Source organism: Pseudomonas sp. F007, assembly GCF_057814275.1.
In genome coordinates this window covers 514770-538917 of the sequence record NZ_JBVATA010000001.1, presented here as the reverse complement: position 1 = coordinate 538917, position 24148 = coordinate 514770, and the positions used below count along the sequence as shown (strand labels likewise).

At 61.9% G+C, this 24148-nt stretch carries 17 protein-coding genes; 6 read left to right on the top strand and 11 right to left on the bottom strand.

Features of this window, described 5'->3' with window-relative positions; genetic code table 11:
- Window positions 1-26 precede the first annotated feature (26 nt).
- Complete coding sequence (locus ACZYR5_RS02580; RefSeq protein WP_489088043.1) at window positions 27-1976, bottom strand: LTA synthase family protein; 1950 nt, start codon at window positions 1974-1976, stop codon at window positions 27-29.
- Window positions 1977-2168: 192 nt separating this feature from the next.
- Between ACZYR5_RS02580 and colR the strand changes: the two genes are divergently transcribed.
- The 5 genes from colR (at window position 2169) to ACZYR5_RS02555 (ending at window position 5921) form a co-directional block, all read left to right on the top strand.
- Window positions 2169-2852 (top strand): two-component system response regulator ColR, encoded by a 684-nt coding sequence (gene colR / locus ACZYR5_RS02575; RefSeq protein ID WP_027619748.1) that lies wholly within the window; start codon window positions 2169-2171, stop codon window positions 2850-2852.
- Window positions 2842-4122, top strand: coding sequence for a sensor histidine kinase (locus tag ACZYR5_RS02570; protein ID WP_489088044.1), 1281 nt, complete (start codon window positions 2842-2844; stop codon window positions 4120-4122). Before colR ends, ACZYR5_RS02570 begins: the two co-directional genes overlap by 11 nt.
- 182 nt (window positions 4123-4304) lie before the next feature.
- Window positions 4305-4973 (top strand): class I SAM-dependent methyltransferase, encoded by a 669-nt coding sequence (locus ACZYR5_RS02565; RefSeq protein WP_027619750.1) that lies wholly within the window; start codon window positions 4305-4307, stop codon window positions 4971-4973.
- Window positions 4974-4977: 4 nt separating this feature from the next.
- Window positions 4978-5691: a lipopolysaccharide kinase InaA family protein gene (locus tag ACZYR5_RS02560; RefSeq protein ID WP_489088045.1), complete on the top strand. Its 714-nt coding sequence runs from the start codon at window positions 4978-4980 to the stop codon at window positions 5689-5691.
- A gap of 2 nt (window positions 5692-5693) precedes the next feature.
- A complete protein-coding gene (locus ACZYR5_RS02555) occupies window positions 5694-5921 on the top strand; it encodes a hypothetical protein (protein WP_489088046.1) in 228 nt (75 codons plus the stop codon).
- Between the two features lie 76 nt (window positions 5922-5997).
- Here the strand turns inward: ACZYR5_RS02555 and ACZYR5_RS02550 are convergent, their stop codons facing one another.
- The 5 genes from ACZYR5_RS02550 to ACZYR5_RS02530 form a co-directional block, all read right to left on the bottom strand.
- A complete protein-coding gene (locus tag ACZYR5_RS02550; protein WP_489088047.1) occupies window positions 5998-9024 on the bottom strand; it encodes a multidrug efflux RND transporter permease subunit in 3027 nt (1008 codons plus the stop codon).
- 13 nt (window positions 9025-9037) lie between these two features.
- Window positions 9038-10189, bottom strand: coding sequence for an efflux RND transporter periplasmic adaptor subunit (locus ACZYR5_RS02545; protein WP_489088048.1), 1152 nt, complete (start codon window positions 10187-10189; stop codon window positions 9038-9040).
- Window positions 10190-10291: 102 nt separating this feature from the next.
- Window positions 10292-11389 (bottom strand): DUF1513 domain-containing protein, encoded by a 1098-nt coding sequence (locus tag ACZYR5_RS02540; RefSeq protein ID WP_489088049.1) that lies wholly within the window; start codon window positions 11387-11389, stop codon window positions 10292-10294.
- Window positions 11390-11403: 14 nt separating this feature from the next.
- Window positions 11404-12468, bottom strand: coding sequence for an imelysin family protein (locus ACZYR5_RS02535; protein WP_489088050.1), 1065 nt, complete (start codon window positions 12466-12468; stop codon window positions 11404-11406).
- 45 nt (window positions 12469-12513) lie between these two features.
- Window positions 12514-13941, bottom strand: coding sequence for a di-heme oxidoreductase family protein (locus tag ACZYR5_RS02530; RefSeq protein WP_489088051.1), 1428 nt, complete (start codon window positions 13939-13941; stop codon window positions 12514-12516).
- 199 nt (window positions 13942-14140) lie between these two features.
- Here ACZYR5_RS02530 and ACZYR5_RS02525 point away from each other — a divergent pair, with 199 nt between their 5' ends.
- A complete protein-coding gene (locus ACZYR5_RS02525) occupies window positions 14141-18379 on the top strand; it encodes a dermonecrotic toxin domain-containing protein (protein WP_489088052.1) in 4239 nt (1412 codons plus the stop codon).
- Between the two features lie 73 nt (window positions 18380-18452).
- On the opposite strand, the gene ACZYR5_RS02520 is transcribed toward ACZYR5_RS02525, so the two are convergent.
- The 5 genes from ACZYR5_RS02520 to ACZYR5_RS02500 all read right to left on the bottom strand — a co-directional run bounded on the left by ACZYR5_RS02520 (window position 18453) and on the right by ACZYR5_RS02500 (window position 24133).
- Entirely contained in the window at window positions 18453-19796 is a 1344-nt protein-coding gene (locus tag ACZYR5_RS02520) for an imelysin family protein (RefSeq protein ID WP_489088053.1), read from the bottom strand.
- 152 nt (window positions 19797-19948) lie between these two features.
- Window positions 19949-22000: a putative bifunctional diguanylate cyclase/phosphodiesterase gene (locus ACZYR5_RS02515; RefSeq protein ID WP_489088054.1), complete on the bottom strand. Its 2052-nt coding sequence runs from the start codon at window positions 21998-22000 to the stop codon at window positions 19949-19951.
- A 340-nt stretch (window positions 22001-22340) separates the two neighbouring features.
- Complete coding sequence (locus ACZYR5_RS02510) at window positions 22341-22937, bottom strand: superoxide dismutase (RefSeq protein WP_027619760.1); 597 nt, start codon at window positions 22935-22937, stop codon at window positions 22341-22343.
- Between the two features lie 186 nt (window positions 22938-23123).
- Window positions 23124-23726 (bottom strand): LysE/ArgO family amino acid transporter, encoded by a 603-nt coding sequence (locus ACZYR5_RS02505; protein WP_489088055.1) that lies wholly within the window; start codon window positions 23724-23726, stop codon window positions 23124-23126.
- A 5-nt stretch (window positions 23727-23731) separates the two neighbouring features.
- Window positions 23732-24133: an ACT domain-containing protein gene (locus ACZYR5_RS02500; RefSeq protein ID WP_489088056.1), complete on the bottom strand. Its 402-nt coding sequence runs from the start codon at window positions 24131-24133 to the stop codon at window positions 23732-23734.
- Window positions 24134-24148 lie beyond the last annotated feature (15 nt).

The following is a 24148-nucleotide window of genomic DNA, read 5'->3' as shown; positions in this document are numbered from 1 at the left end:
GGCTCATCCTGTCGGGGCGCTTCGGTTTAGCGTTCGCTGACTTGATCAGCACCCTCCTTGGGCGCTTTCCAGGCAAGCAGCTGGTGTTTGAAGCCATAACTGGCAGTTTGGTAATAGGTAATGGCGCGGGCAATCAGCGGATCGCTGACCGTGGCCCGGGACTCGATACTGTCGGTCAGCGCCTGATCGTGTCGGCGTAACCCCTGGCGCGGGCTGAGGATGGCCAGATTTTGCCCGTCAAACAGCCCCAGGTGCTGGTAATTGCCGACCACCACCCGTGGCGGCAGTGAGTTGGCCTGCAACAGATTACGCCCGAAGAAGGTCGATTGGTAATCCAGGTTCAGCAAGCCCAGCAACGTGGGTGCAAGATCGATCTGGCTGGCCAAATGCGCGTTTTCCCGGGCCTCGATCAGTTTCGGCGCATAAATGAACAGCGGAATCTGATAGTTGCTGATCGGCAGGTCTTCCTTGCCGGCACTGCCGGCCGTGTGGTCGGCGACAAACACGAAGATCGTATTGTCGAACCAGGGCTTGCTGCGTGCCTGCTCGAGGAACTGGCCAATGGCGTAGTCAGTGTACTTCACCGCGCCGTCGCGCCCGTTGCCCGAGGGGATGTCGATCCGGCCGTCGGGGTAGGTGTAGGGGCGATGATTGGACGTGGTCATCAGTTGCAGCAGGAACGGTTGCTGCTTGGCGTAGTCGGCATCGGCGAGCTTCAGGGTCTGTTTGTACAGATCCTCATCAGCCATGCCCCAGGCGTTTTTGAAGTGGATCTCTTCTTCGGGGACGCTGCTCTGGTCCACGACCCGGTAGCCGTTGCCGCTGAAGAAGGCATTCATGTTGTCGAAGTAGCCGCGCCCGCCATAGACGAACACGCTGTCGTAGCCGACTGCATGCAATTGCTGGCCAAGGCTGGCGAAACCGCTTTCGCGACCGATGCGCTTGACGATCGAGCGGCCCGGTGTGGGCGGGATAGCCAGGGTAATCGCTTCCAGACCACGGTCGGTACGGGTGCCGGTGGCGTAGAAATTGTTGAAGTACAGGCTCTGTTTGCGCAGCGCGTCGAGGTTCGGCGTCAGGTTGCGCTCGTCGCCATTGCTGCCCATGTACTTGGCACTGAAGCTTTCAATGGTCACCAGCACGATATTCGGTTGACGGGGTGTACCGGGATTGTCGATCTCGCGACGGATATCCTGGGGATCCTGGCCGATAAATCGGGCGTTGGGTTCGCTCAGCTCAGCGCGAACCTGGCTGGCGACTTCGGCGGGCGGCAGCGTGCTGTAGAACTGCTGGTAGTCGAGGTCGTTATTACGGAAGGCCGCGAAGAACTGATAAGGACCGTTGCTCGCCAGTTCATTTTGATAGGCGTTGCCGTCTTGCGCGCGCGGGCTGCCCTGGCTGAGCAGTTGCAGGCTCAGGCCAGCGGCCACCTGCAGGACAAGGGCTCCGGCCAGGCGCCCTCGCGCCGTTGGCAGTGGGGCATCGAGGGCGGCATTGAAGGCTTTGCCCACTAATACATTCAAGGTCAAGGCGACCAACGCCAGAATGCCCAGCAAGGTGCCGATTGGATAAGATTCCAGCAGGTTGTTCAGGACCTCGTCGGAGTACACCAGGTAGTCGACGGCGATGAAGTTGAAGCGCACCCCGAACTCATCCCAGAACAGCCATTCGGCCACGGCGGTGAAAAGCATGGCGAACAGGCTGACGGTCAACACCCCGCGCAGGAACCAGCGGTGACCGCGGCGACGCCAAAGGGCGGGCGGGCATAGAAGCAGGTACAGGCCAAGGGGAAGGGCCGCATAGGCGAGAAAGCCGAGGTCATACAGCAGGCCAATGCCATATACCGCGAAAAAGCCGCTGCCGGCCTCATCCAGGTGAGTGAATAGCAACACACTGCGGGTCAAAACGAATATCGCCAGCCACAAGCCCGTCACCAATAACAGGAAGCGCGCGGGGGCGGTCTTGAGAAAGTCCATTAACTTACATTCCTTGAACCAAATAACCGTTAATTTTGTGCGCGGCACTGTAATCGGTTTGTGAACCAAGAGTGAAAAACTTGTTAGGTCGCGTATCGCGGGCGTCACAGGCTTTGCTGCTGGCCCTGAGCGGCACTTGGCCTTAAGCTGCGCGAGCCAAGACGGCCGTTTCTGTGTACGGAGCAATAACCCATGCGAATTCTATTGGTTGAAGACAACCGCGATATCCTCGCCAATCTGGCGGATTACCTGGGGCTCAAAGGCTATACCGTGGATTGCGCGCAGGACGGTTTGTCGGGGCTGCACCTGGCGGCCACCGAGCATTACGACTTGATCGTGCTCGACATCATGCTGCCCGGCATCGACGGCTACACCCTGTGCAAACGCCTGCGCGAAGACGCTCGGCGCGACACTCCGGTGATCATGCTCACCGCCCGTGACCAACTGGATGACCGCCTGCAGGGCTTCAAGTCCGGCGCCGATGACTACCTGATCAAACCCTTCGCCCTCTCCGAACTGGCGGCGCGTATCGAAGCGGTGATGCGCCGGACCCAGGGCGGTGGCCGACGAGCGCTGCAGGTCGGCGACCTGAGCTACGACCTCGATACCCTGGAAGTGACCCGCGAAGGGCGCCTGCTGAAACTCAACCCGGTCGGCCTGAAACTGCTGGCGGTATTGATGCAGAAAAGTCCCCACGTGCTGCGTCGCGAGATTCTCGAGGAAGCCTTGTGGGGCGATGATTGCCCGGACAGCGACAGCCTGCGCAGCCATGTCCACCAACTGCGCCAGGTGATCGACAAGCCGTTCGCCAAGCCCTTGCTGCAAACCGTGCACGGCGTCGGTTATCGCTTGGCCGAGGGTCGTGATGGAGTTTAAGCAGAGCCTTGCCCAGCGGATCATCATCGCCTTTGCGCTGATGAGTGCGTTGGTCGCAGGGGCATTCGCCATGGGGATCGTGGCGACCGTCCATCTGGTGGAAGAAAAGCTGATATCTGCGGGCCTTGGTGGTGACCTGCAACGCTTGCTGCTGATGGACAACATGTCCGACTGGAGCCATCGGCCGGAACCCGACCAGTTGTTCTACTTCACCGGCGGCCCTGGCGACTTTGACCTGCCCAAGGATTTGCGCCACCTGGATGCGGGTTTTCATGAAGTGTTCCGCGAACAGCTGTCGTACCACGCCATGGTCGAGATCGTCGACGGCCGGCATTACGTGCTACTGCAGGACCAGAGCGATTTCGAGGAACGCGAGCGAGTGCTGTTTGCCGTGGTCCTGGTGGGCTTTGTCCTGAGCCTGGCGTTGGCGGTATTCCTCGGTTGGGTGCTGGCACGCAAGGTGATGGCGCCGGTGGTGCGCCTGGCCCGCCAGGTCCGTCATCGCGACCAATTGCTGGGGCTGGCCCCGCCTTTGGCGCCGGACTATGCCGCCGATGAAGTCGGAGAATTGGCGGTGGCCTTCGATGCCACCCTGGGGCGCTTGCGTCAGGCGTTGAACCGCGAGCGGCTGTTTACCAGTGATGTCAGTCACGAGTTGCGCACGCCCTTGATGGTGCTTGCGACGTCCTGTGAGTTGTTGTTGGAAAATCCGGCGCTCGACCACCGTGGCCGCGCTCAGGTTGAGCGTATTGCCCGGGCGTGCGAAGAAATGCGCGAGCTGGTGCAGACATTCCTGATGTTGGCGCGGGCCCAGCGCGAAGCGGCAGGGATGGCGCCGCAAGTGACCCTGCGCCAGGTGGCGGAGGATCTGCTTGGGTTATGGCGCGAGCCCATCGAGTCGAAGGGACTGGAGTTGATCCATGAACCTGGCAACCCCCTCGATACCCCCTATAACGCCACCTTGCTGCATGCGGTCATGGGCAATCTGTTGCGCAATGCCTTGCACTATACCGATCGCGGCTTTATCCGCCTGACCCTGTTGCCGACCGGCTTCCTGGTGGAAGACAGCGGCGTGGGCATTCCCGAAGAGAAACGCGAGGCCATGTTCGAACCCTTTGTACGGGGCAACGAACAACGGGGTGAAGGCCTGGGGCTTGGCCTGTCGTTGGTGCAGCGGATTTGTGAAAACCAGGGCTGGACGGTCAGTCTCAGTCACATGGAGCCGAATGGCTGCAGATTTCATGTTGAATTGACCCAGCCCCATCCCTAACGCCTTGTTTTGATGAAACTTGTAGGTTATTTCCTACGACGCAGGGTAAGTAACCCTGCCGTTAAGGTGTAAAACTCTGTAATACTTCAGGGCTTTTTCCAACGAAATTTTCACATTTGACTCACCTGAAACTCACGCCGCGCTGCCTAAGGTTACCGTCATCAGTTGAGGAGACATTGATGATGGATGACCCAATCAAACTCGAATTTTCCGAGAAGTACGACGATGCGCACGCCCAGCGCTACCTGCGCAAGCACAAGGACGGCCTGGGCCGCCAGTTGTCGCACAAGCGTGATTTGCAACTGGGCCGGACCGCGCTCAAGCGGGTGGGAGAACCAGGCCTGGTACTGGATTTACCCTGTGGCGCGGGACGTTTCTGGCCGATGCTGGCGGAAAAATCCAACCGCGTGATCATCGGTGCAGACAACTCGGCCTCGATGGTCAAGATCGCCACTCAATCGCAACCCGCTCATGTGGTAGAACGGGTACGACCTTTGCAGACATCTGCATTCGACATCGCGCTGCCCGACAACTCCGTGGACAGCATTTTCTGCATGCGACTGCTTCACCACATCGGCGAGGCCGAGCATCGGCTGGCCATCCTCCGGGAATTCCAGCGCGTAACCCGTGACAGTGTGATTCTTTCGTTGTGGGTCGATGGCAATTTCAAGGCCTGGAAACGCAAGCGCGCCGAGAAATCCCGTGCGCAGGAAGGTTACCAGAACCGTTTTGTGTTACCGGCTGCTACGGTCGAAGCCGAGTTTGAACAGGCAGGGTTCCGCGTTCAGGAACATTTGGACTTTATTCCGCTCTACGCCATGTGGCGCGTCTATATTTTGCGAAAGAGGTAAGGGCATGGCAGTTGAACAGGTATCGGATGCGCAGGTTGCGCCTGAAGATCGCTTTGATTACTTCTGGAGTCAGCGCGGCGAATGGGTTGAAGAACCCAACGTCCGTCGCGGTGGAGAAAGTGGCGTACAGCGCATACACGCACCTGGTGGCCAACTGCTGTATGCCAAGCGTCAGACCGGACATATCTACCGCAGCTGGCTGCATCCGTTCGGCCGGCCAACGGTGCTGCGTGAACTCGACGCATTGACCGGCCTGCACAAGCTCAAGGTGCGGGTACCGGAGATTGTGTTCTGTGGCGCCCAACGCGACCCCGTTCACCAATGGCGGGCATTGTTGGTCACCAAATCCCTGGATGGCTTTATCGAGATCGAAGACTGGTACGCCAGCGGTGGTCGCGAGCGTCACGGTGAGGCCCTGCATGACCGCATTCTCAAGGACCTGGCGGACAATCTCGCGCGGATGCACAAGGGCCGTTGGCAGCATAGCTGCCTGTATATCAAGCACATTTTTGTCCGGGTCACCGGCGAAGGCGAAAATGCCAAGGCCGAGGTGGCATTGCTTGACCTGGAGAAGTGCCGTCAACGCCTGTTGCCGACCCAGGCAGCGGCTCACGACATGAAGCAACTGCGCCGCCACTCGTCGTTCAAGCCTGCGGATTGGGACAGACTCGTCTATTTTTATAAGACGGCGTTTGGCAGCGCTATCAAAGGTTTATAGCGATGAAACTAGAAATTGCTCGAGGTTTGTTTTTAGTGGGAGCCTTGGCAGTTGCTTCATTGGCGGTGGCGGCCTGGGAGGAGCCCCGCACGCAAGTCCTCAGCGCCGAGCACGGCGCGGCGCATTGTCCTTTACCCCGGGTGGTGAAGACCGCGGGGAATGTTCAACCTGACAATGACTTGCTGTTGTTCATTTTTGGCATGGCCCAGGGAATGAGGCCGCAAAGTTGAAAGCAATGAAGCCCACCTGAAAAGGCCTCGCAGTTGCGAGGCCTTTTCGTTGGTGCAGCTTTTCCAGGTAGCGCCTTCAGGCTTTGTCGGGTTTGGCCAGGAAGGTGTAGACGCAGGGCAGCACGAACAGCGTGAACAGGGTGCCGATGGACATCCCGGTGGCAATCACCATGCCGATGTCGAAGCGGCTGACCGCGCCAGCGCCCGTGGCGAGGATCAGCGGCACCATGCCGAACACCATCGCCGCGGTGGTCATCAAGACCGGTCGCAGGCGAATCGCCGCAGCTTGCTCTACCGCTTCACGGGGCGTCAGGCCCTGGTCCTTGCGCAATTGGTTGGCAAACTCGACGATCAGGATCCCGTGTTTGCTGATCAGCCCGATCAGCGTCACCAGGCCCACCTGGGTGTAGATGTTCATGCTCGACCAGCCGAGGAACAGCGGGATCAAGGCGCCGCAAATCGACAGCGGGACCGTTACCAGGATCACCAGCGGATCGCGGAAGCTCTCGAATTGCGCCGCCAGCACCAGGAAAATGATCGCCAACGCCAGGGCGAAGGTCACCCACAGCGCGGCGCCTTCCTGGACGTACTGGCGCGAGGCGCCGGCGTAGTCGAAGGCGAAGCCGGGCGGGGCCTCTTCCTGGGCAATCTGGCGCACCGTTTCAATCGCCTCGCCCATGCTCACCACCGGGAAACCCGAGAGGATCGCCGAGTTCAGCTGCTGGAACTGGTTGAGTTGGCGCGGTCGTGCGCGGTCGGTGACGGTGATCAGGGTCGACAGCGGCAGCAATTCCTCCTTGGCGTTTTTCACGTAGTAGTTGTTCAGCCAGTCTGGGTTGTCCCGGTAGCTTCGCTCAACCTGGGCGATGACCTTGTAGCTGCGGCCCTCGATGGTGAACCGATTGATCTCGGCTTCGGCCAGCAGGGTGGCCAGGGTGGTGCCGAGATCAAGCATCGAGACGCCCATCTGCGCCGCCTTGGCGCGGTCGATATCGACCACCACTTCCGGCTTGTCGAAGGCCAGGTCAATGTCGACAAAGGCGAATTTTCCCGATTCCATTGCCCGCTTCTTGATCCGGTCAACCACTGCCAGCAGCGCTTCATAGTCGTTGGCGGTATTGACCACGAACTGAAACGGCAGACCTTCGCCCGTACCTGGCAGCGAGGGCAGGTTGAAGCCGAAGATCTGCAGGCCAGGGATCTGCGAGAGCCTGCTCTGGACTTCCGGGAGGATCGCCATCTGGGTCCGGCTGCGCTCGTTCCAGGGCTTGAGCAGGAAGCCGCCGATACCCGATTGCACGCCGTTGAAACCGTTGATCTGGAACGAGGAGTAGTACTCGGGGAATTCCTTGAAGATCGTGATGAACTCGTCGGTGTAGGTGTTCAGGTAGTCGAGGTTGGTCGGCTGCGGGGCGTTGGCGATCATGAAGATGATGCCCTGGTCTTCATCCGGCGCCAGCTCCGACTTGGTGAACTTGAGCAGCACCGGAATCAGGCACAGCACGATCACCGCAAACACCAGCACCACCGGCCGGGTGTTGAGCGTGCCGTGGAGCATGCGTTGATAGCGCTGCTTGAGTCCTTCGAAGATCAGGTCCAGACGATGGGCCAGGCCCGTCGGGTTCTGCTCGTGGCGCAGCAGGTAGGCGCACATCATCGGCGACAGGGTCAGGGCGACGATCCCGGAGATCACCACGGCGCCGGCCAGGGTCAGGGCGAACTCCTTGAACAAGGCCCCGGTCAGGCCGGTGAGGAAACCGATAGGGGCGTACACCGCCGCCAGGGTGATGGTCATCGAGACCACTGGCAAGGCGATTTCCCGCGCCCCCTCCAGCGCCGCGTCGAACGGCGTCTTGCCTTCCTCGATATGCCGGTGGATGTTCTCCACCACCACGATGGCGTCGTCCACCACCAGGCCGATGGCCAACACCATGGCCAGCAGGGTCAGCAGGTTGATCGAGTAACCCATCAGCTGCATGAAGAACATCACGCCGATCATCGACAGTGGAATGGTCACCACCGGGATCACCACCGAACGCAGTGCGCCGAGAAACAGGAACACCACGACAATCACGATCAGCACGGCTTCGAACAGGGTCTTCACGACTTCGTTGATCGAGGCCTGGATGAACAGGGTGGCGTCATAGGCGATCTCCGCCTTGAGATTGGGCGGCAACTGGGACTCCAGCTCCGGCATCAGTTTGCGCACTTCCTTGATCACGTCCAGCGGGTTGGCGGCGGGCGTGGCCTTGATCCCGATGTACACCGACGGCGTGCCGCCGAACGAACTGATGGTGTCGTAGTTCTCCGCGCCCATTTCCACCCGTGCCACGTCGCTGAGCAGCACCCGGCTGTCGCCGTCGACTTTCAGCGGAATGGCGGCGAAGGCTTCGGCGGTCTTCAACTCGGTGTTGGCGTTGACGCTGGTGACCACGTACTCGCCCTTGACCTCACCGGCGGCCGAGAGAAAGTTGTAGCGGCGCACCGCGTTGCTCACGTCGCTGGCGCTCAGGCCGAAGCCCGCCAGCTTGACCGGGTCGAGCCACAGGCGCATGGCAAACACCTGGTTGCCGAGGATCTCGGCTTCGGCCATGCCCGGCAAGGTTGCCAGCTTGGGCTGGATGACCCGCGACAGATAGTCGGTGATCTGCGGGTTGCTCAAGTCCTTGCTGAAAAAGCTGATGTACATCAGCGCCGAGGCATCAGCCGCTTCCTTGCTCAGTACCGGGTCTTCGGCGTCCTGCGGCAGCTTGTTCTTGACCTCGTTGGCCTTGGCCAGCAATTCGGTGAACAGCCGGTCGCTGTTGGCGCCGATTCGCGCGTAAATCGAAATCACCGAGAAGTTCTGGCGACTGACCGAGGTCATGTAGTCGATGCCTTCGGCACTGGCCAGGCTTTGTTGCAGCGGTTGGGTGATGTAGCCCTGAATGGTTTCGGCGTTGGCCCCGGGGTAGGCCGTGGTCACAGTGATCAGGGCGTTTTCCATCTGCGGGTACTGGCGCAGCGGCAGCTTGCTCCAGGCCTGGAAGCCCAGCAGCACAATCAACAGGCTGACCACGGTGGCGAGCACCGGGCGACGAATGAACGGGTCGGTAAATGCCATGGAAATTCCTTGATCAGTCCGCGCCTGGCGGACTGTTCTGATCGGCCGGCAGGTTTTTGTCCGGGCTGACGACGATGTGCATGCCGTTGTCGATTTTGATCTGGCCGGCGCTGATGACCTGTTCGCCGCTCTGCACGCCCTTGTTGATCAGCACCAGGCCCTCGCGACGTTCGCCGGTCTCGATGAAGCGGCGCTCGGCGATCAGGATCGGCTGACCCTTGTCGTCTTTCTCGGGCTTGCCTTCGGCATCTTTTTTCTCGGCGACCACGTACAGCGAATTGCCGTACAGGGTGTAGGTCACTGCGCTTTCCGGAATCACGATCTTGTTCTGCGGATCGGGCAACAGCACCTGCAGGCTGGCGAACATGCCGGGCAGCAGCTTGCCGTCTGGATTGCTCAGGGTCGCGCGCACCAGCACGTTGCGCGTGGTTTCCTCGACTTTCGGGTTGATGGCGCTGATGGTTCCCGGGAAATTCTGCCCGGGGTAGGCGGCAATGCTGACGTTGACCGGCTGGCCGAGGGCAATCTTCGGCACCGACTGTTCCGGGATGAAGAAGTCGACGTACAGGCTGCTGAGGTCCTGCAGGGTGGCGATCACCGTGCCGCTGGCCAGGTAGTCACCGACATCCACCTGGCGAATGCCGATGGTGCCGCTGAAGGGCGCGGTGATGTGTTTTTTCGCCAGCGAAGCCTTCAGTTGATTGACGATGGCCTTGTTGCGCGCCAACTGCGCATTGAGCCGGTCGTACTCGCCCTTGGAGATGGCACTGCTGCCCACCAACTGGCTGCCGCGGCCGAAGTCCAGCTGCGCCAGGCCGAGGTCGGCCTTGGCGGTTTCCAACAGGGCGCTTTCCACGGCGTTGTCGAGCTGCACCAGCGACTGGCCTTGCTTGACCTGCTGCCCCGACTTGAACTGCACATCGGTCACGGTGCCGGTGGCTTCCAGGCTCAGGTCGACCCCTTGCAGCGCCTTGAGGGTGCCCACCGAGGGCAGTCGCACCTGCCACGGGCGTTCGCTGGCCGTGACCACCGCCACACTCTCCGGCGGTTTCGGGACCGAGAAGGTCTGGATCATCTGATAGATGGAAAAGGCCTTGTAGCCTCCCAGTATCAGCACGATCAGCAGCACAACCCCCAACATGATCAGCATGCGGCGACGCAGCATATTCCACTTCCTTGGAAAAAAATCAGGCGAGACAGGCGGCACATTACTCCCTGTGCGCCAGTGATTCCAGTGAGCGGCCCGGGCCTTCCGGGCCGCGGCGTTTCAAATCAAATGCAGATGGTTGTCCCAGAGCCCTGCGGGCAAATCCAGCGGCTTGGCCATCAGCGGTGCCTGGCGGCAATCGTAGAAACGGCAGCGGCCTTGACCCGAGGTCACGACAAAACCATCGGCCACCGCGCCGACCCCGGCACAATCAGGCAGCGGTGCGTCGAGCTTGACCTCGCCACTGTCCAGGTCCCAGATGAAAAAGCGGTTGCCCCGGGGCGCCGTCAACGCCACCAGGCGCAGTTCACTATGGACCGCGACGCTGGCGGTGTAGTGCCCCATGGCCTGCAACTGATGCTGGTCCACCGGGAACGCCACGAAAGGCTGCCCCGGCCGCTTGATCGCCAGCAACTGCGAGGACTCGTGGGACGGGCCCATGAATTGCTGGCCGGTGACGATGGTGCCGTCGTTGGCGATGCCCATGTGCCGCACGCTGTTCATCTGCTGGCCGAGGGTTTCCTTGCTCAGCAGGGTGCCGTCGCGTTGCATCAGCACCAGGCTCGGCTCCATGGCGTCGAGGTTCATCTCGACCCGGCTTTCGGCTTCGGTACGAATCCCGCCATTGGCCACCACCAGGGTTTCGCCGTCGGGCATCCAGGACACCTGATGCGGGCCAATACCGTGGGTGGAAATTTCGCCGCTGTGCACCAGGCGTTCACCTTCGAAGCGGTAGACCCCGAGCAGGCCGCGACCGGGATCGGTGGTGTCGTTTTCCGTGGCGTAGAGAAACTCACCGTCCTTGTGAATCACCGCGTGGCCGTAGAAATGCCGGTTGGGGCGCGAGACCAGGGTCTGCAGCAGCCGGCCATCGCGCAGATCGACCAGATAGCTTTCGGTCCCCGGGCGACGCGCGACGAACAGGGCGATCGGCAGTTCGGGGTGATTGATGATGTCGTGGCAACGCTGGCCGACTTCGGTGGCAAACACCCGGCTGCCATCCAGGCGGTAGCCCACGGCGTAATGCTTGCCGTCGCTGTCGTCCCGCGCCGACAACAGCAATGGCCCCTGGTCTTTGTGTTTGAACAGCTTCCAGCCGCCCAGCGTCACAGCGCCGAGCAACACGCTGCCGAAAGTCAGAGCCTGGCGTCGCAACATCGCGCTAACCCTCATCAGTCACCGTCGTTGGCATTGAAGCCCAGTTGGATGCCCAGTGCCTTGGCCAGTTCGCCTTCGTGCAGGCGATGGACGACGTTGAGGCTGTCATAGATATCGTTGAGCTGCTGGCGACCGGCATCGTCGTTGAGCATTTCGGTCAACGAACGCTGGCTGCTGTCGAACAGCTTCAGCGAGGCAGCGTAGGCTGCGTCGATCTTGTCCGCCAAGGGCTTCTGCTCAGCCGGCAGCAGGCCACGCAGGCCCTTGTTGTCGACCCCGACCCACACTGTTTGTGCCGCAGCCAGGCTGGCCTGCAGGCTTTGCAGCGAGGAATGGCTGCGCCATGCATCGGCCTGGAACGGTTGCGGGATGCCCTTGCTCTGGCGACCCATTGGCGTGCCGAGCTTTTTCTTCAGGGTGTCCAGGGCGGTGACCTGGGCTCGCAGCAGATCGGCGATGGCTTCGTGGGAGTCGGCGTAGCGCTGGTTGGGGAACTTGGTCATCTGCGCCAGCATGCCGTCGGTGCTGTTCCAGCTGGCGAGGATTTCCTCGGCCAGCAGCTTCTGACGCTCGCCAATGGCGGTCAGCAGCGGGCAATAACGGGCTTTCTGCGCGGCGTCGGCGACGTTGCTCTTTTCGTCGAACAGAATGTATTCGTAGGCCGAGAGGCCCTGGACCACGACGCTGGATTTGGCCAGCGCGGCGGCATCGATCTGCGGTTGTGCGGTGAGCAGTTGCTCGACCTGACGGCCCACCAGGTTTTTCTTGTCCGGCCAGAACTGCACCTGCCACGAGCGATTGCCCTCGGCCAGCGGCCCGACCAGCAGCGGTTGCAGTTCGGCCCAGGCTTTTTGCGCGTGGAGGAAGTCGGCGCGGGCGGTCGCCAGGTCCGACTTGCCTTCGCAATAGGCCAGGGCACTGACGGCCAGTTGCCGGTCGGCGTCGACCCAGCGGCTGTAGGTCGGCAGGATCACTTGTTTGGCGATGGCTGCCGAGGTCACGGCTTGTGGGTCTTGCGGTGCGCAGGCGCCGAGGGCGAGGGCGGCGAGGCTGGTGAACAACAGCTTGGGACGAAACATGTCGGGCTCCCTATGAAGATGGGGTCAAGCGAATGGGAAAGGTGTCTAGAGCGAATTCAGAAAGGCCAGCAGTGCAGCGCGCTGTTCGGTGTTGAACGCCAGCACCTGTTGCTGCGCCGCCTGGGCTTCACCGCCATGCCAGAGCACGGCTTCGAGCAGGTTGCGGGCGCGGCCGTCATGCAAAAACTGGGTGTGGCCACTGACGGTTTGTGTCAGGCCAATGCCCCACAGCGGTGGCGTGCGCCAGTCACGCCCGGAAGCCAGGTACTCGCTGCGGTTGTCCGCCAGGCCTTCGCCCATGTCGTGCAGCAGCAGGTCGCTGTAAGGGCGAATTTCCTGATCGGCCAGTTCAGGTTCGACCGCATCGGCGGAGGTGGTGAATTTCGGGGTGTGGCAGGACTGGCAGCCCGCCTGGAAAAACAGGGTCTTGCCGGCCAGCACCTGGGGCTCGTCGACATCGCGGCGGGCGGGCACGCCCAGGTTGCGGGCGTAGATCAGCATCAGGCGCAGAATGTTGTCGCTGACTTCCGGCTCGCCATTCGGGCCGTTGCCGTTGGGCGCCTGGCGGCAGTCGACCTGGGCCTGGGTGCAGTCATCGAAGGGCCGCAGGCTGGTGGTCAGGCCCATGTCGCCGGAAAATGCGTGGACGTTCTGCTGATTGAGGTTCGGTTGCCCGGCTTTCCAGCCAAAGCGCCCGAGCACGGTCTTTTGCTGGGCGTCATCCCAGACCCAATTGGGCCGGCCCTTGATGCCATTGCGGTCCTTGTCCTGCGGGTCGGCGTTGGCGAGGATGTCTGCCTCGCTGATGGACTCCAGCAGGCCGAGGCCGATCATCGGCGGGGCAATACGGGCGGAGAAACGCGTGTCCGGGTGCATCGGGCCGTAGCCCAACTGGGTCAAGACCAGGGTGGGTTTGCGCAACTCGACTTCGCTGCCGTCCTTGAAGCGCACGATCTGCCGCTCGTAGTCCACGCGCACCTTGCCCTCCGGGGTGACGCCGGGTACGGCCATGTCCTGCAACTGTCCGCCGTAGACCGGTTCCGGGACCACACCCTGCTGCTCGATGACCTTGGCGTAGGCCGGGTCATTGGGGATCGACAGGCGCACCAGCATCGACACGGCACTATAGGCATCGGGCGCCGGCGGGTGACCGCGGCCGTCCCTGATGTGGCAGTTCTGACAGGCGTTGGTATTGAACAGCGGGCCCAGGCCGTCGCGTGCAGTGGTCGTCGCCGGGGCGATCACCCAGGGGTTGTGGAAAAAACTGTTGCCGACGCTGAAATCCAGGCGGCGGATTGGCGACAGGTTGGCCGACGGCTGGGAAAACGCGTTCTGATCGAACTTGTACACCGTCGCCGCACCCGCGGAGCGCGCCTCGCCAAGCTCGGCCCGGGTAAAGCGCGGGGCGTCATCGCAGGCGCTCAGGCCCAGCGCCAGGAGCAATGCGGACATGCGAAGAAGCAACGAGGGCATCAGAGATCCTGAGAGACGAGCAAAACAAGGGCGCAAAGTTTAACAGGGCAGGGGACTTTGAATAAGAGGAATTAGCGTTTGCTTGATCGGCGACCGATTGGCGGGACAAGCATGGTGCGTCCGTCCCTACATATCTACCCCACACGGCCGTTGGTGTGGCGCGAGGATAAAGCACATTTCGCCATCATCGAGCCTCAGCATGTTCAACTCTCTCTACCAGCAAATGGACGACCGCGACAGTCCCGCACAAGCCAGTCTGCGCAACAAGCTCGCCGCACTGGACGCCCAGGTCACCGAGTGTTTTCAGGCGCAGCCGAGCTTCCACGGCTTCGTGCAGCAACGTTTCGATCAAGCATTCGCCGAGCTGACGCCACGCATTGACCTGCTGCACTGCTTCATCCAATCCGCCGACAACAGCCGCGAACTGCCACCCAGCCTGATGGATGCAGTCATTCGCCGATTGGTCAGCGGCGAGCCGGCCGGCCATGCCGAGCAGCCGGCGGTTTTTTACTCGGCCGTGACCGCGGGCGATGCCCTTGAACCCTGTACCGCCCTTGTCGCGCAGGCGTTCGACGGCTTCCTGGAGCGACTGGCCAATGAGCTGTTGGAACAATACCCCTTGTACCTGCAGCGTTATTGGAGCGCTGCGTTCAGCGCGACCGACCCGCAAACCCGCCGGCAATGGCTGGAGCAGATCCGGCGCGAGCAACTGAAAGGCGAATCTGCGCTGCTCAAACTCGATGGTCTGCTCAGCGGCACTGCGCAGACCCTGCTCGACACCGTGCTGGAATACCCTGATGCGCTCGCTCGCCAGGCGCTGAAGGGCTACCGGCCTTGTGTCTATGCCCTGGCCCTCGGGGCTGACGACTCGAGCGCAGTCCCGCTGCACGGCGCTTTTGTCCTGACGGCGCGTGATCCGCAGGATGGCCAGGTGGGCTGGGCGAGCGACGCGGCAACGCCCGTGGTTCGTGCCATCGAACCCACTGCGAACCTCGGGCAGGTGCTGTTGTTCAGCCCAGCCCGAGGCCTGGAAGCGTTCGACTCGCTGGCCAGCCTTGATCGCGAACTGCATCGACGCCTTGGACACGCCTTGGAGTGTGCGAGCCTGTTGGCAATGGTCGCCGACAAGGACCAGGAAACTGCCCTGGCCCTGCACCGACGCGCGCCGACTGGCGATCAGGTGCGTTACCTGGAACACCTGGACTCGCCGTTTCAGTTCGCGATCGAAGCGCAATGTCGGCTGATCAGTGACAATTTCGCGTCGGCGCTTGCCCGCTATCAAGCCTTGGGCGTGCACGCCGACATGGCCCACCTGCCGCGGGCGCTGGATCGACTGGGCGATCTGCAACGCGCGTTCAGCCTTGCGCCCATCCTGCAGGCCCGGCACCAGAAGCGTGCACGGGCACGTCTGCAGGCGTTTCTCGCCGATGCCTCTGATGTCGACCAATTGGCCTGGGCCCAGGCATTCGCCGAGTACGCCGCAACCCTGGCCGACCTGCCTGATCCCGAAGGCCTGCCGTCACTCAGTCAGTTCAGTGACCGACGGGCACTGTTGGCCTACAGCAACCGTCAACTGCGCGCGGTACTCGAGTCTGAACACGGCTTGACGCTGGACCCGGACGATCTGCTGGTCACCACCCGCGAACCGGATATTGCCCCGCCGACCTACGCGCCCGGTGCCCAGGGCTCGACGATCAGCGAACCGAGGGGCGCGCCACGCCGCTACCGTTCGCGGACCTTAAGCGAACTGGCCCTGGAGAACGTCGGTGGCCTGGATTTCAATTTCAGCAACTTCTCGACCCTGAACCTGAGGCCGGCGAGCGGCTTGCGACCGGCCGGCATCCCCTTGTCGCCGAACATCAATCCGGTGGCCGGGCTGCCCGCCTATGACGGTTTGTCCATCGAGCAGGTCAAGGACCTGGTGCGGCGGCTGAATGTCGGGCAAACCTATCGCGACTTTTTACAGGAGCACCTGGTCACCGCCGAACCGGCCAAGCGGCGCAAGCAGACCTTTGCCCGGGTCATGGCCGCGCAGTTGCGCCTGGATGCCATCGAAGCGCGGATCGCCGGTGACTTTGCCGTGGATGCACTGGCGCGCGGTTATCACTGGGTCAGCGCAGTGCTGAAACAACCGGTGGACAACGCTCAGCGGGTGAACGTCGAAGGCCACCGGATCATCGTGCAATCCCTGCACCTGCGCGGTCAGCGGGTGCGTGGCGTGTTGCTGTTCGGCACCGCGAGCAACGGTGCTGGCAGTGTCGTCGTGTACACGCCCCAGGCGCCTGATGGGCGGGTGTTCCACGAGTATGCCAAGGAGCGGCTGATGCTCGATTTTGTCCACCACAGTGCCTGGCGCGATTACCTGGTTGCGCGGGTGGAGCTGGCGTTCCAGCCGCATGTCCGGGCCTCGGTGCAAGGGCGCGGGGATGCCTCGCTGGTGGAGCTTGCGCCGATTGCCGGCAACGTCTTCGAGGAAGGCTACGAAGTCGAGGCCAGTTTCGCGATCAATGATGCGGCCGCGCAGAGCACCACCACCGGCCAAACCGATATCGATACCGGGCTGAGCGTCGCCGAGCTGGTGCTGGACGTGGTGAGCATGGTCCTGCCGATTCGCGTGACGCTGCCCATCGGCCTGGCCCGCAGCCTGTTTGCCCTGTTCAACGCCATTGAAGCAGCGAAGATCGGCGACCGTTCGGCGACGGCCCATCACGTGGTGCGCGCATTGGGTGAATTTACCGGTGCGCTGATCGATGGGGCGGTCGGCAAGGGACTGACCGGGGCTACCTCAAAAACGGTCGCGAGCGCGCGCAGGCTGAACCCGCAAATGGCCCTGGGCAAGGCACCGCAGGGGCTCAGCGTGCTGCCAGGCTGGGAGAACAAGGGGATCCATTACCGACTGTCGAAAGTCGACGGGCGCAAGCATTACTTTCTCAAGGAAGCAGACCATTGGTATTCGATTATCGATGAGGGGTTTGAAGAGGCCTGGCGTATCAGGGACGCGCGCAAGCCGGTCCAGCATCACTATGCGCCGATCCGCAGGGACGCAGCCGGGCACTGGGAGATCGGCACCCACAGTGATGCGCCCGCGCTGGGAGGGATCGCTCCGCAGCGCGCACTGCAGGATCTCTACCCGTTCCTCGACGAATTTCAGGCCGCTCGGGTATTCGAGTCGTTCGTGTTTCCAGCGGGGCGTGAAATGGAGTTCGGCTTGAGCCTGGTTCATTACCTGCGCGCGGGCCGGCCGCTGACGGTTTTCGACAGCTACCTGATTGTCAGTCCCGAGCGCCTGCTTTTGCGCCTCAGGGGGCTGGATCTGGCGCAAGGCTTCACTGGTGGTGGGGTCGTTCGCGAGACTGCCCAGCCGACGCGGGTCGAAGGCGTTGTACGACCTGACCGGCCACGTGCCCCCGAACCGACGCCCGGCCCCCGTCAAACGGTTGCCGTGGCGACTCGGCCGGCCCATGAGCAGTTCGTCGATTGGGGGCAGACCCTGGACCCGGCGCAACTGCAGGTGCACAACGCGGAACAGGCGATTTATCGGCGTACCACCGGGGAGCCGCAGTTGATCGGCCGCGACTACGTGAAGATCGACCAGCGCTACTTCCCGATCCTGCCAGCCGGTGCCGAGATCAAGAGCGGCATCGTGCTGATGCATGAGCCGTCCATGCCCCTCGACAGCTTTGTGGCGTTCGAGCAATTGCTGGGGACGGATCTGTACCGTCAGCCAAGGCTGGCCACATTCGATGCTTCGCTGTCGCGCTGGTTGAATTCGCTGGAGCTGTCGTTCGAGACCACACTGGGCGGCTATGTCGCGGATGCCTTTCCGACCTTCGCGCCGCACTCGAACCTGCAGATCGCCGATGTCCTGTTCAACCTCGGCAACCCTTCCGGTTTAACGGTCTGGGGCATGGCCGCCATGCAGCGCACGCTGCAGAGCTGGCGTGCGCGGTCAGCGCCGTCGCTGCCGGTATTGGGCGACCCGCTGTCGATGCTGCCGATCACCCGCACCCATGCCACCGGCGTCTGGCGCCTGGATGACTTTCCCGATCTGTATCAAAGCCTGCATTTCAGCGCCGAGCGTATTTCGGTGCTGATGCACGAGGCCTTGTCCCTGCCCACGGAAAGGGTGCTGAAGTCACTGATGGTCGAGCGCCTGGTGGGCAGTCACTACCAGATGTTCGCCAGCTTCGATCAGCCTGGTGAGCTGTTGTTCCGGCGCCCGGGCAGCGATCAGTTGTTTTGGCTGACGTTGCGCAAAGCCACCCATGGCGTGGTCGAGGGGCCTTATAACGTGACACCGAGGCTGGACCAGATGAGCTCCCTGAGCCGAACCCTGGTGCAGAATGCGCAGGCCGCCAACCGCTTTGTGCAATTGATTGGCGGTGTTCATTTGCCGGGCCCGGGAGGGCGGGCATCGATCTTTGTGTTCAGGGTCTGACGCCACCGGTTGAGCAAAAAAATGCCCCGAACCAGTCGGGGCATTTTTCATTCAGCGGCGACTAACGGTGTGATCAGAACTCGTGATCAGCGTTGTCCGGGTTCAGGTCGCTGATCCCCAGTTTGCCGGCAGCCTGTTCAATCGAAGCCGTCTGCTTGACCAGGGAGGCGATGGCGTCACGCACAATCTGGTTGCCGGCAGTGTTGCCCGCGGCGATCAGTTGGTCGTAGTGCTCGCCTTTATTGGCATGGTCAACCATGACCTGCAGCTTGGCTTCGGTGGCGGCCAGGTCTGCCTTCAAGGCAGTATCGGCAGCCGGATCGGCCTTGGCCACCAGCGACGACAGGCTGGCGCCGGTCATCTTGGTGCCGTCGACGCGGGTGTATTCGCCCAGGTAGACGTTACGCACGCCCTTGGCGTCGTAGAAGTGCGAGTTGTGAGTGTTGTCGCTGAAGCAGTCCTGCTCGTCTTCAGGCGAGTTGGCTTCCAGGGAAACCTTCATCCGCTCGCCAGCCAGTTCGCCCAGCGACAGGCTGCCCATGCCGAAAAGCATTTTGCGCAGGCCGGTTTCGGCTGGCTCGGCTTCGAGGGTGGCGCGGTAGTTGTCGGCCACGTTCGGCTTCCAGTTGCCGACCATTTCTTCCAGGTCGCTGACCAGCAGTTGGGTCACGGCCTTCAGGTAGGCACGGCGACGCTCGTTGTGGCCGCCGGTGGCGCCGGCGCCTTCCAGGTAGTCCGAAGCCGGACGGGCGCCAGCGCCAGGGCCGGTACCGTTCAGGTCCTGGCCCCAGAGCAGGAATTCGATGGCGTGGTAGCCGGTGGCAACGTTCGCCTCGGAACCGCCCAGCTCGTTCAGGCTGGCGAGTTTTTCCGGGGTGATGTCCTTGACGTCGACCTTGTCTTCGCCAACCTGCACTTCGGTGTTGGCGATGATGTTGGCGCTGGCGCCCGGGTTGCCCAGGGCGTGCTCGTAGGACTTGTCGACGTAGTCGATCAGGCCTTCGTCCAGCGGCCAGGCGTTAACCTGACCTTCCCAATCGTCGATGATGGTGTTGCCGAAGCGGAACACTTCGCTCTGCAGGTACGGAACGCGTGCGGCAACCCAGGCGGCCTTGGCGGCTTTCAGGGTTTCGTCGTTCGGCTTGGCGAGGAAGGCGTCGATCGCGGTTTGCAGGGTTTTCGCGGTGGATTCGGCATCGCTGTAGACGGCGAAGACCATGTCGGCGTAATGCGCGACAACGGCTTTGCCAGCGGCTTCGTCGACTTTACCGGCAGCGGCTGGGGCAGCCGGGGCAGCGGTAGTGGCGGCCGGAGTCGGCGCTTGTGGAGCAGCAGCCTTGTCTTTGCCTTCGCCGCAACCGGCGAGGGAAATAGCGATGGCCAGCAAACTGGCGGTAGCCAGAGGCATACGAATCATGGCGAACATCCTGCTTCGGGAGATGATGGACAGGCGCGGAGGGCGCGCAAAACTGCGACATAATGCAAATCTTTCGCATTATGTGTAAAGGGTTGTAGGTGTAAATATTTCCTATTCAGCTTGCGACATGAAACGGCGATCGCCTCGCCGTTTCACAGGATGGCGGCGTTGCTGCGTTGCGCCTGCTTCAGGTAGACGCTCAATTCACGGGCCGGCAGTGGTTTGCTGTAGTGGTAGCCCTGACCTTCATGACAGCCTTCGGCAATGATGTAGGCCTCTTGCTCGGCGGTTTCCACGCCTTCGGCAATCACTTGCATGCCCAGGCTCTTGCCCAGCTGGATGATGGCTCGGACGATGGTGGCGTCGTCATCGTCGTCCAGCAGGTCCTGGACGAAGCTCTTGTCGATCTTGATCTTGTCCAGCGGCAGGCTTTTCAGGTAGCTGAGGGACGAATAGCCGGTGCCGAAGTCGTCGATGGCGATCAGTGCCCCGGAGCGACGCAGGCTGAGCAGATGCTGCGCCGCCGTGCTGATGTCTTCCATCAGGCCGGTTTCGGTGACTTCCAGCTCCAGGCTGCGCGGCGGCAGGCGGTACATCTGCATCAGGTTGTTGACCACCCGCGGCAGTTCGGCGTGGTGCAGTTGCACCGTGGACAGATTGACCGCCATGCGCAGGTCGCTGAAACCCTGGTCGTGCCAATCTCGCAATTGCCGGCACGCCTGGTCCAGGACCCACTCGCCAATGGCGATGATGGTGCCGTTCTGCTCGGCCAGCGGGATGAACAGGTCCGGCGGCACCAGGCCGTGCTCCGGGTGTTGCCAGCGAATCAGTGCTTCGACGCCGACCACACGGTGATCGCGATAGCTGATCTGCGGCTGATAGACCAGGTACAGCTGCTCGCGCGCCAGGGCATCGCGCAGGTCCTTCTCCAGTTCACGACGACGGCGCATCTCGCTGTCAACGCTGGCGATGTAGAACTGATAGCGGTTGCGTGAGCGGCTCTTGGCCAGGGTCATGGTCTGTTCGGCTTTCTGCAACAGCTTCTCGGTGCTGTCGCCGTCCTCCGGGAACAGGGTGATGCCAATGGTCGCGCGCAGGCGGATTTCCTGGTGATCGAGGGCGAAAGGGGTTTCCAGGTCGTCGAGAATGCCCTGGGCCAGTTCGGCCGCTTCGTAGGGTTGCTCGATGTCGGCCTGGACCAGCAGGAACTGGTCGCCGCCCAGGCGTGCCAGGGCGCCGAGGCGGCCGCTGTGGGCGCGCAGGCGATCGGCCAGGGCCAGCAGCAGTTGGTCGCCGGCCTGGTAGCTGAACTGTTCGTTGATGCCCTTGAAGTCATCCAGGCCGACGCAAATGATTGCCACCCGGCGTTGCAGGCGTCCGGCATCCACCAGGATCTTGTCCAGTTGCTGCTGCAGTTGCTGGCGGTTGGGCAGGCCGGTGAGAAAGTCGTATTGCGCCATGCGCAGCAGGCTGTTTTCCGCCTCGTGGCGCAAATGGGTGTTGCGCTCGATGGATTCGAGCAACTGGTTGGCGGTGTTGATCCACAGCCCCAGTTCATTTTTCTCGTGGCCCTTGAGCTGGGGGATCTTGTGCTCGCTGGGCCGGTCGGGGTTGATGTTGGTCAGGTGCTCGATGATTCGCGACAGCGGTTTGGTCAGCAGCCAGTGGTAGACCAGGTACAGCACCAGCCCCATGGCCAGCGCCCGCAGCACGCCGGAGATGAAGATGATCACCGAGCTGACGATGAACCCCTGGCCATAGGTGGCCGTGTCGAGGGTGATGCTCAGGTCGCCGTAGTATTCGCTGTAGGGGCCGCGGCCGACCAGTTGGGTGGTGAAGGTGCGTTCCTTGCCGAGGATCAGGTCGGTCAGCCAGCGGCTGTCGGAATGCTGCAGCTCGCGGGATTTTTCCGCGAGCATGGTTTCGTTGGGATGGCCGATGGAGGCCATCCGCACGGCGTCGTCCTGGAACAGGCCTTCGATGACTTGCATGCCCATTTCCCGATCGAGGCTGTAGACGGCCTGGGTCGAGGGGTCGCGAAACATGTCGAGGATGCGCTCGGCGTCGTTGGCCACTGCCTGGCGGGTTTTATAGGCATCGAAAACAATCTGTGCGCAGCTCAGGACCACGCCGACCACCAATGCCGACAGAAGCACTACCCGTAGCAACTTCACCGACAAGCTGTTTTTGAGTTCCAGCTTCAAAGGGTAATTCCTTGTTCCATGCGGGTAACGTCAAGTTGCCATGAGTATTGGCAATCCCGTGATGGCAGTCAAAGGGACAATCAAGCCTTTCAGAATTTCGCCCGGGCTCGGCTGCATTGTCGTGGTGACTGGTTTTTGAAGCTCTTTGGCAGTGTGTCGGTCGGCACCTCCTGCAACTTGAGGGGCTGGGGAGAATATTTGTGTGAGATTGATGGTAGACGGCTGTGGCGTCGGGGCAAGCGCGGGGCTGATTTCAGGTTGTTTCAGCACAGGGTTTGGCGGGACCGCCACCGCCAAAAAAAAACCCGGCGATGCCGGGTTCTTTCACTGCAAGGCAGGCTTACGCGGTGAAGGTCTTGCCTTCGAATTGCTCAGCCACGAACTTCCAGTTGACCAGGTTCCAGAACGCTTCCACATACTTTGGACGCACATTGCGGTAGTCGATGTAGTAGGCGTGTTCCCAGACGTCGCAGGTCAGCAGCGGGGTGTCGCCGTTGGTCAGCGGGTTGCCGGCGCCGATGGTGCTGGCCAGGGCCAGGGAACCGTCAGCCTTTTTCACCAGCCAGCCCCAGCCGGAACCGAAGGTGCCGATGGAAGTCTTGCTGAATTCTTCCTTGAACTTGTCGAACGAACCGAACGCAGCGTTGATGGCTTCAGCCAGGGCGCCGGTTGGTTGACCGCCGGCGTTTGGCGCCAGGCAGTTCCAGTAGAAGGTGTGGTTCCATACTTGAGCGGCGTTGTTGAAGATGCCACCCGAGGAAGTCTTGACGATTTCTTCCAGAGTCTTGCCTTCGAACTCGGTGCCTGGCACCAGGTTGTTCAGGTTCACGACATAGGTGTTGTGGTGCTTGTCGTGGTGAAATTCCAGAGTTTCCTTGGAAATGTGCGGCTGCAGTGCATCGTGTGCGTAAGGCAGTGGCGGCAATTCGAAAGCCATGGTGATTCTCCTAATCAGGTCAGTTGCGGTGGGCGCAAGGCCGATCACGGGCGGCCAGACAAGCGCCGGGGAGTTTGTACTCTTTGCGGCGCAAGTCTCGGATCATAGCACCGGGGGTGCGGCATAACCACGCAACAACTGTGTGGGATAGAGGTTCCAGAGCCTTTTGCAATAATCCGCCGAAGCTTATTGCGAGGTGATCAGGCCGAAGGCCACGGCAAACATCATGAGCGCCACCAGCAGGTCGAGAATTCGCCAGGTACTCGGCCGCGCCAGCCACGGTGCCAGCCATGCCGCGCCGAGGGCCAGGGTGAAGAACCACAACAGCGAGGCACTGGCCGCGCCGACCACATAGGCACCGGGTTCGGTCTGTTGCGCGCCGAGGGAGCCGATCAACAGCACGGTGTCGAGGTACACGTGCGGGTTGAGCAGGGTCACCGCCAGGGCGCTGAGCAGCACCGCGCGCAATGAGCGGGCAGTCTGTTGGGCACCTTGTTGCAGGCTCTGCTTCGAGCAGGCCCGGCGCAGCGCCTGGCTGCCATACCAGAGCAGGAAGGCCGCGCCGCCCCAGCGGGCGATGGCGAGCAAGGTCGGGTTCTGCGCCAGCACCGTGGCCAGGCCGAATACCCCGGCGGCCACCAGCAGCGCATCACACAGGACGCACAGAGCGGCCACCGGCAGATGGTGTTCGCGGCGCAGGCTCTGGGCGAGGACGAAGGCGTTTTGCGTGCCGATCGCCATGATCAGCCCCGCTGCGACCAACAGGCCGTTTACATAGCTTTGCCACATAGTGATTACTCCGCGTTTGCAGCCAGTTGCCGCAGGACCGACAGGGCGCGCTGGGCGTCGGCCTGGCCGACAAACAAGTGGTCGTGGTAGTAGCCGGCAATCACATTGCAACTGATGCCGGCCTGGCCCAGCGCCGTGGCGAAGGCGGCGGTCAGGCCGACTGCCTGCAACGCCGAATGCACATTGAGGGTGATCCACGCCGCCACGTAGTCGAAGGCCAGGCCCGCCTGCTCGGCCTGGCTGCGTTCGAGAATCAGGGTCAGGCCTTCGCGCTCACGAAAGCTGCCGATGATTTCGCAGCCGTGGGGCACCTGGCCGTCCTTGCAGGTGCAGAAAACGTAGTCACCGTCATTGAGTTCCGGGCTCATGCTGCGCAGCAGGGTAGTGAGGGATGTTTCGCCAGCCATGTCGCCGATCCTTGT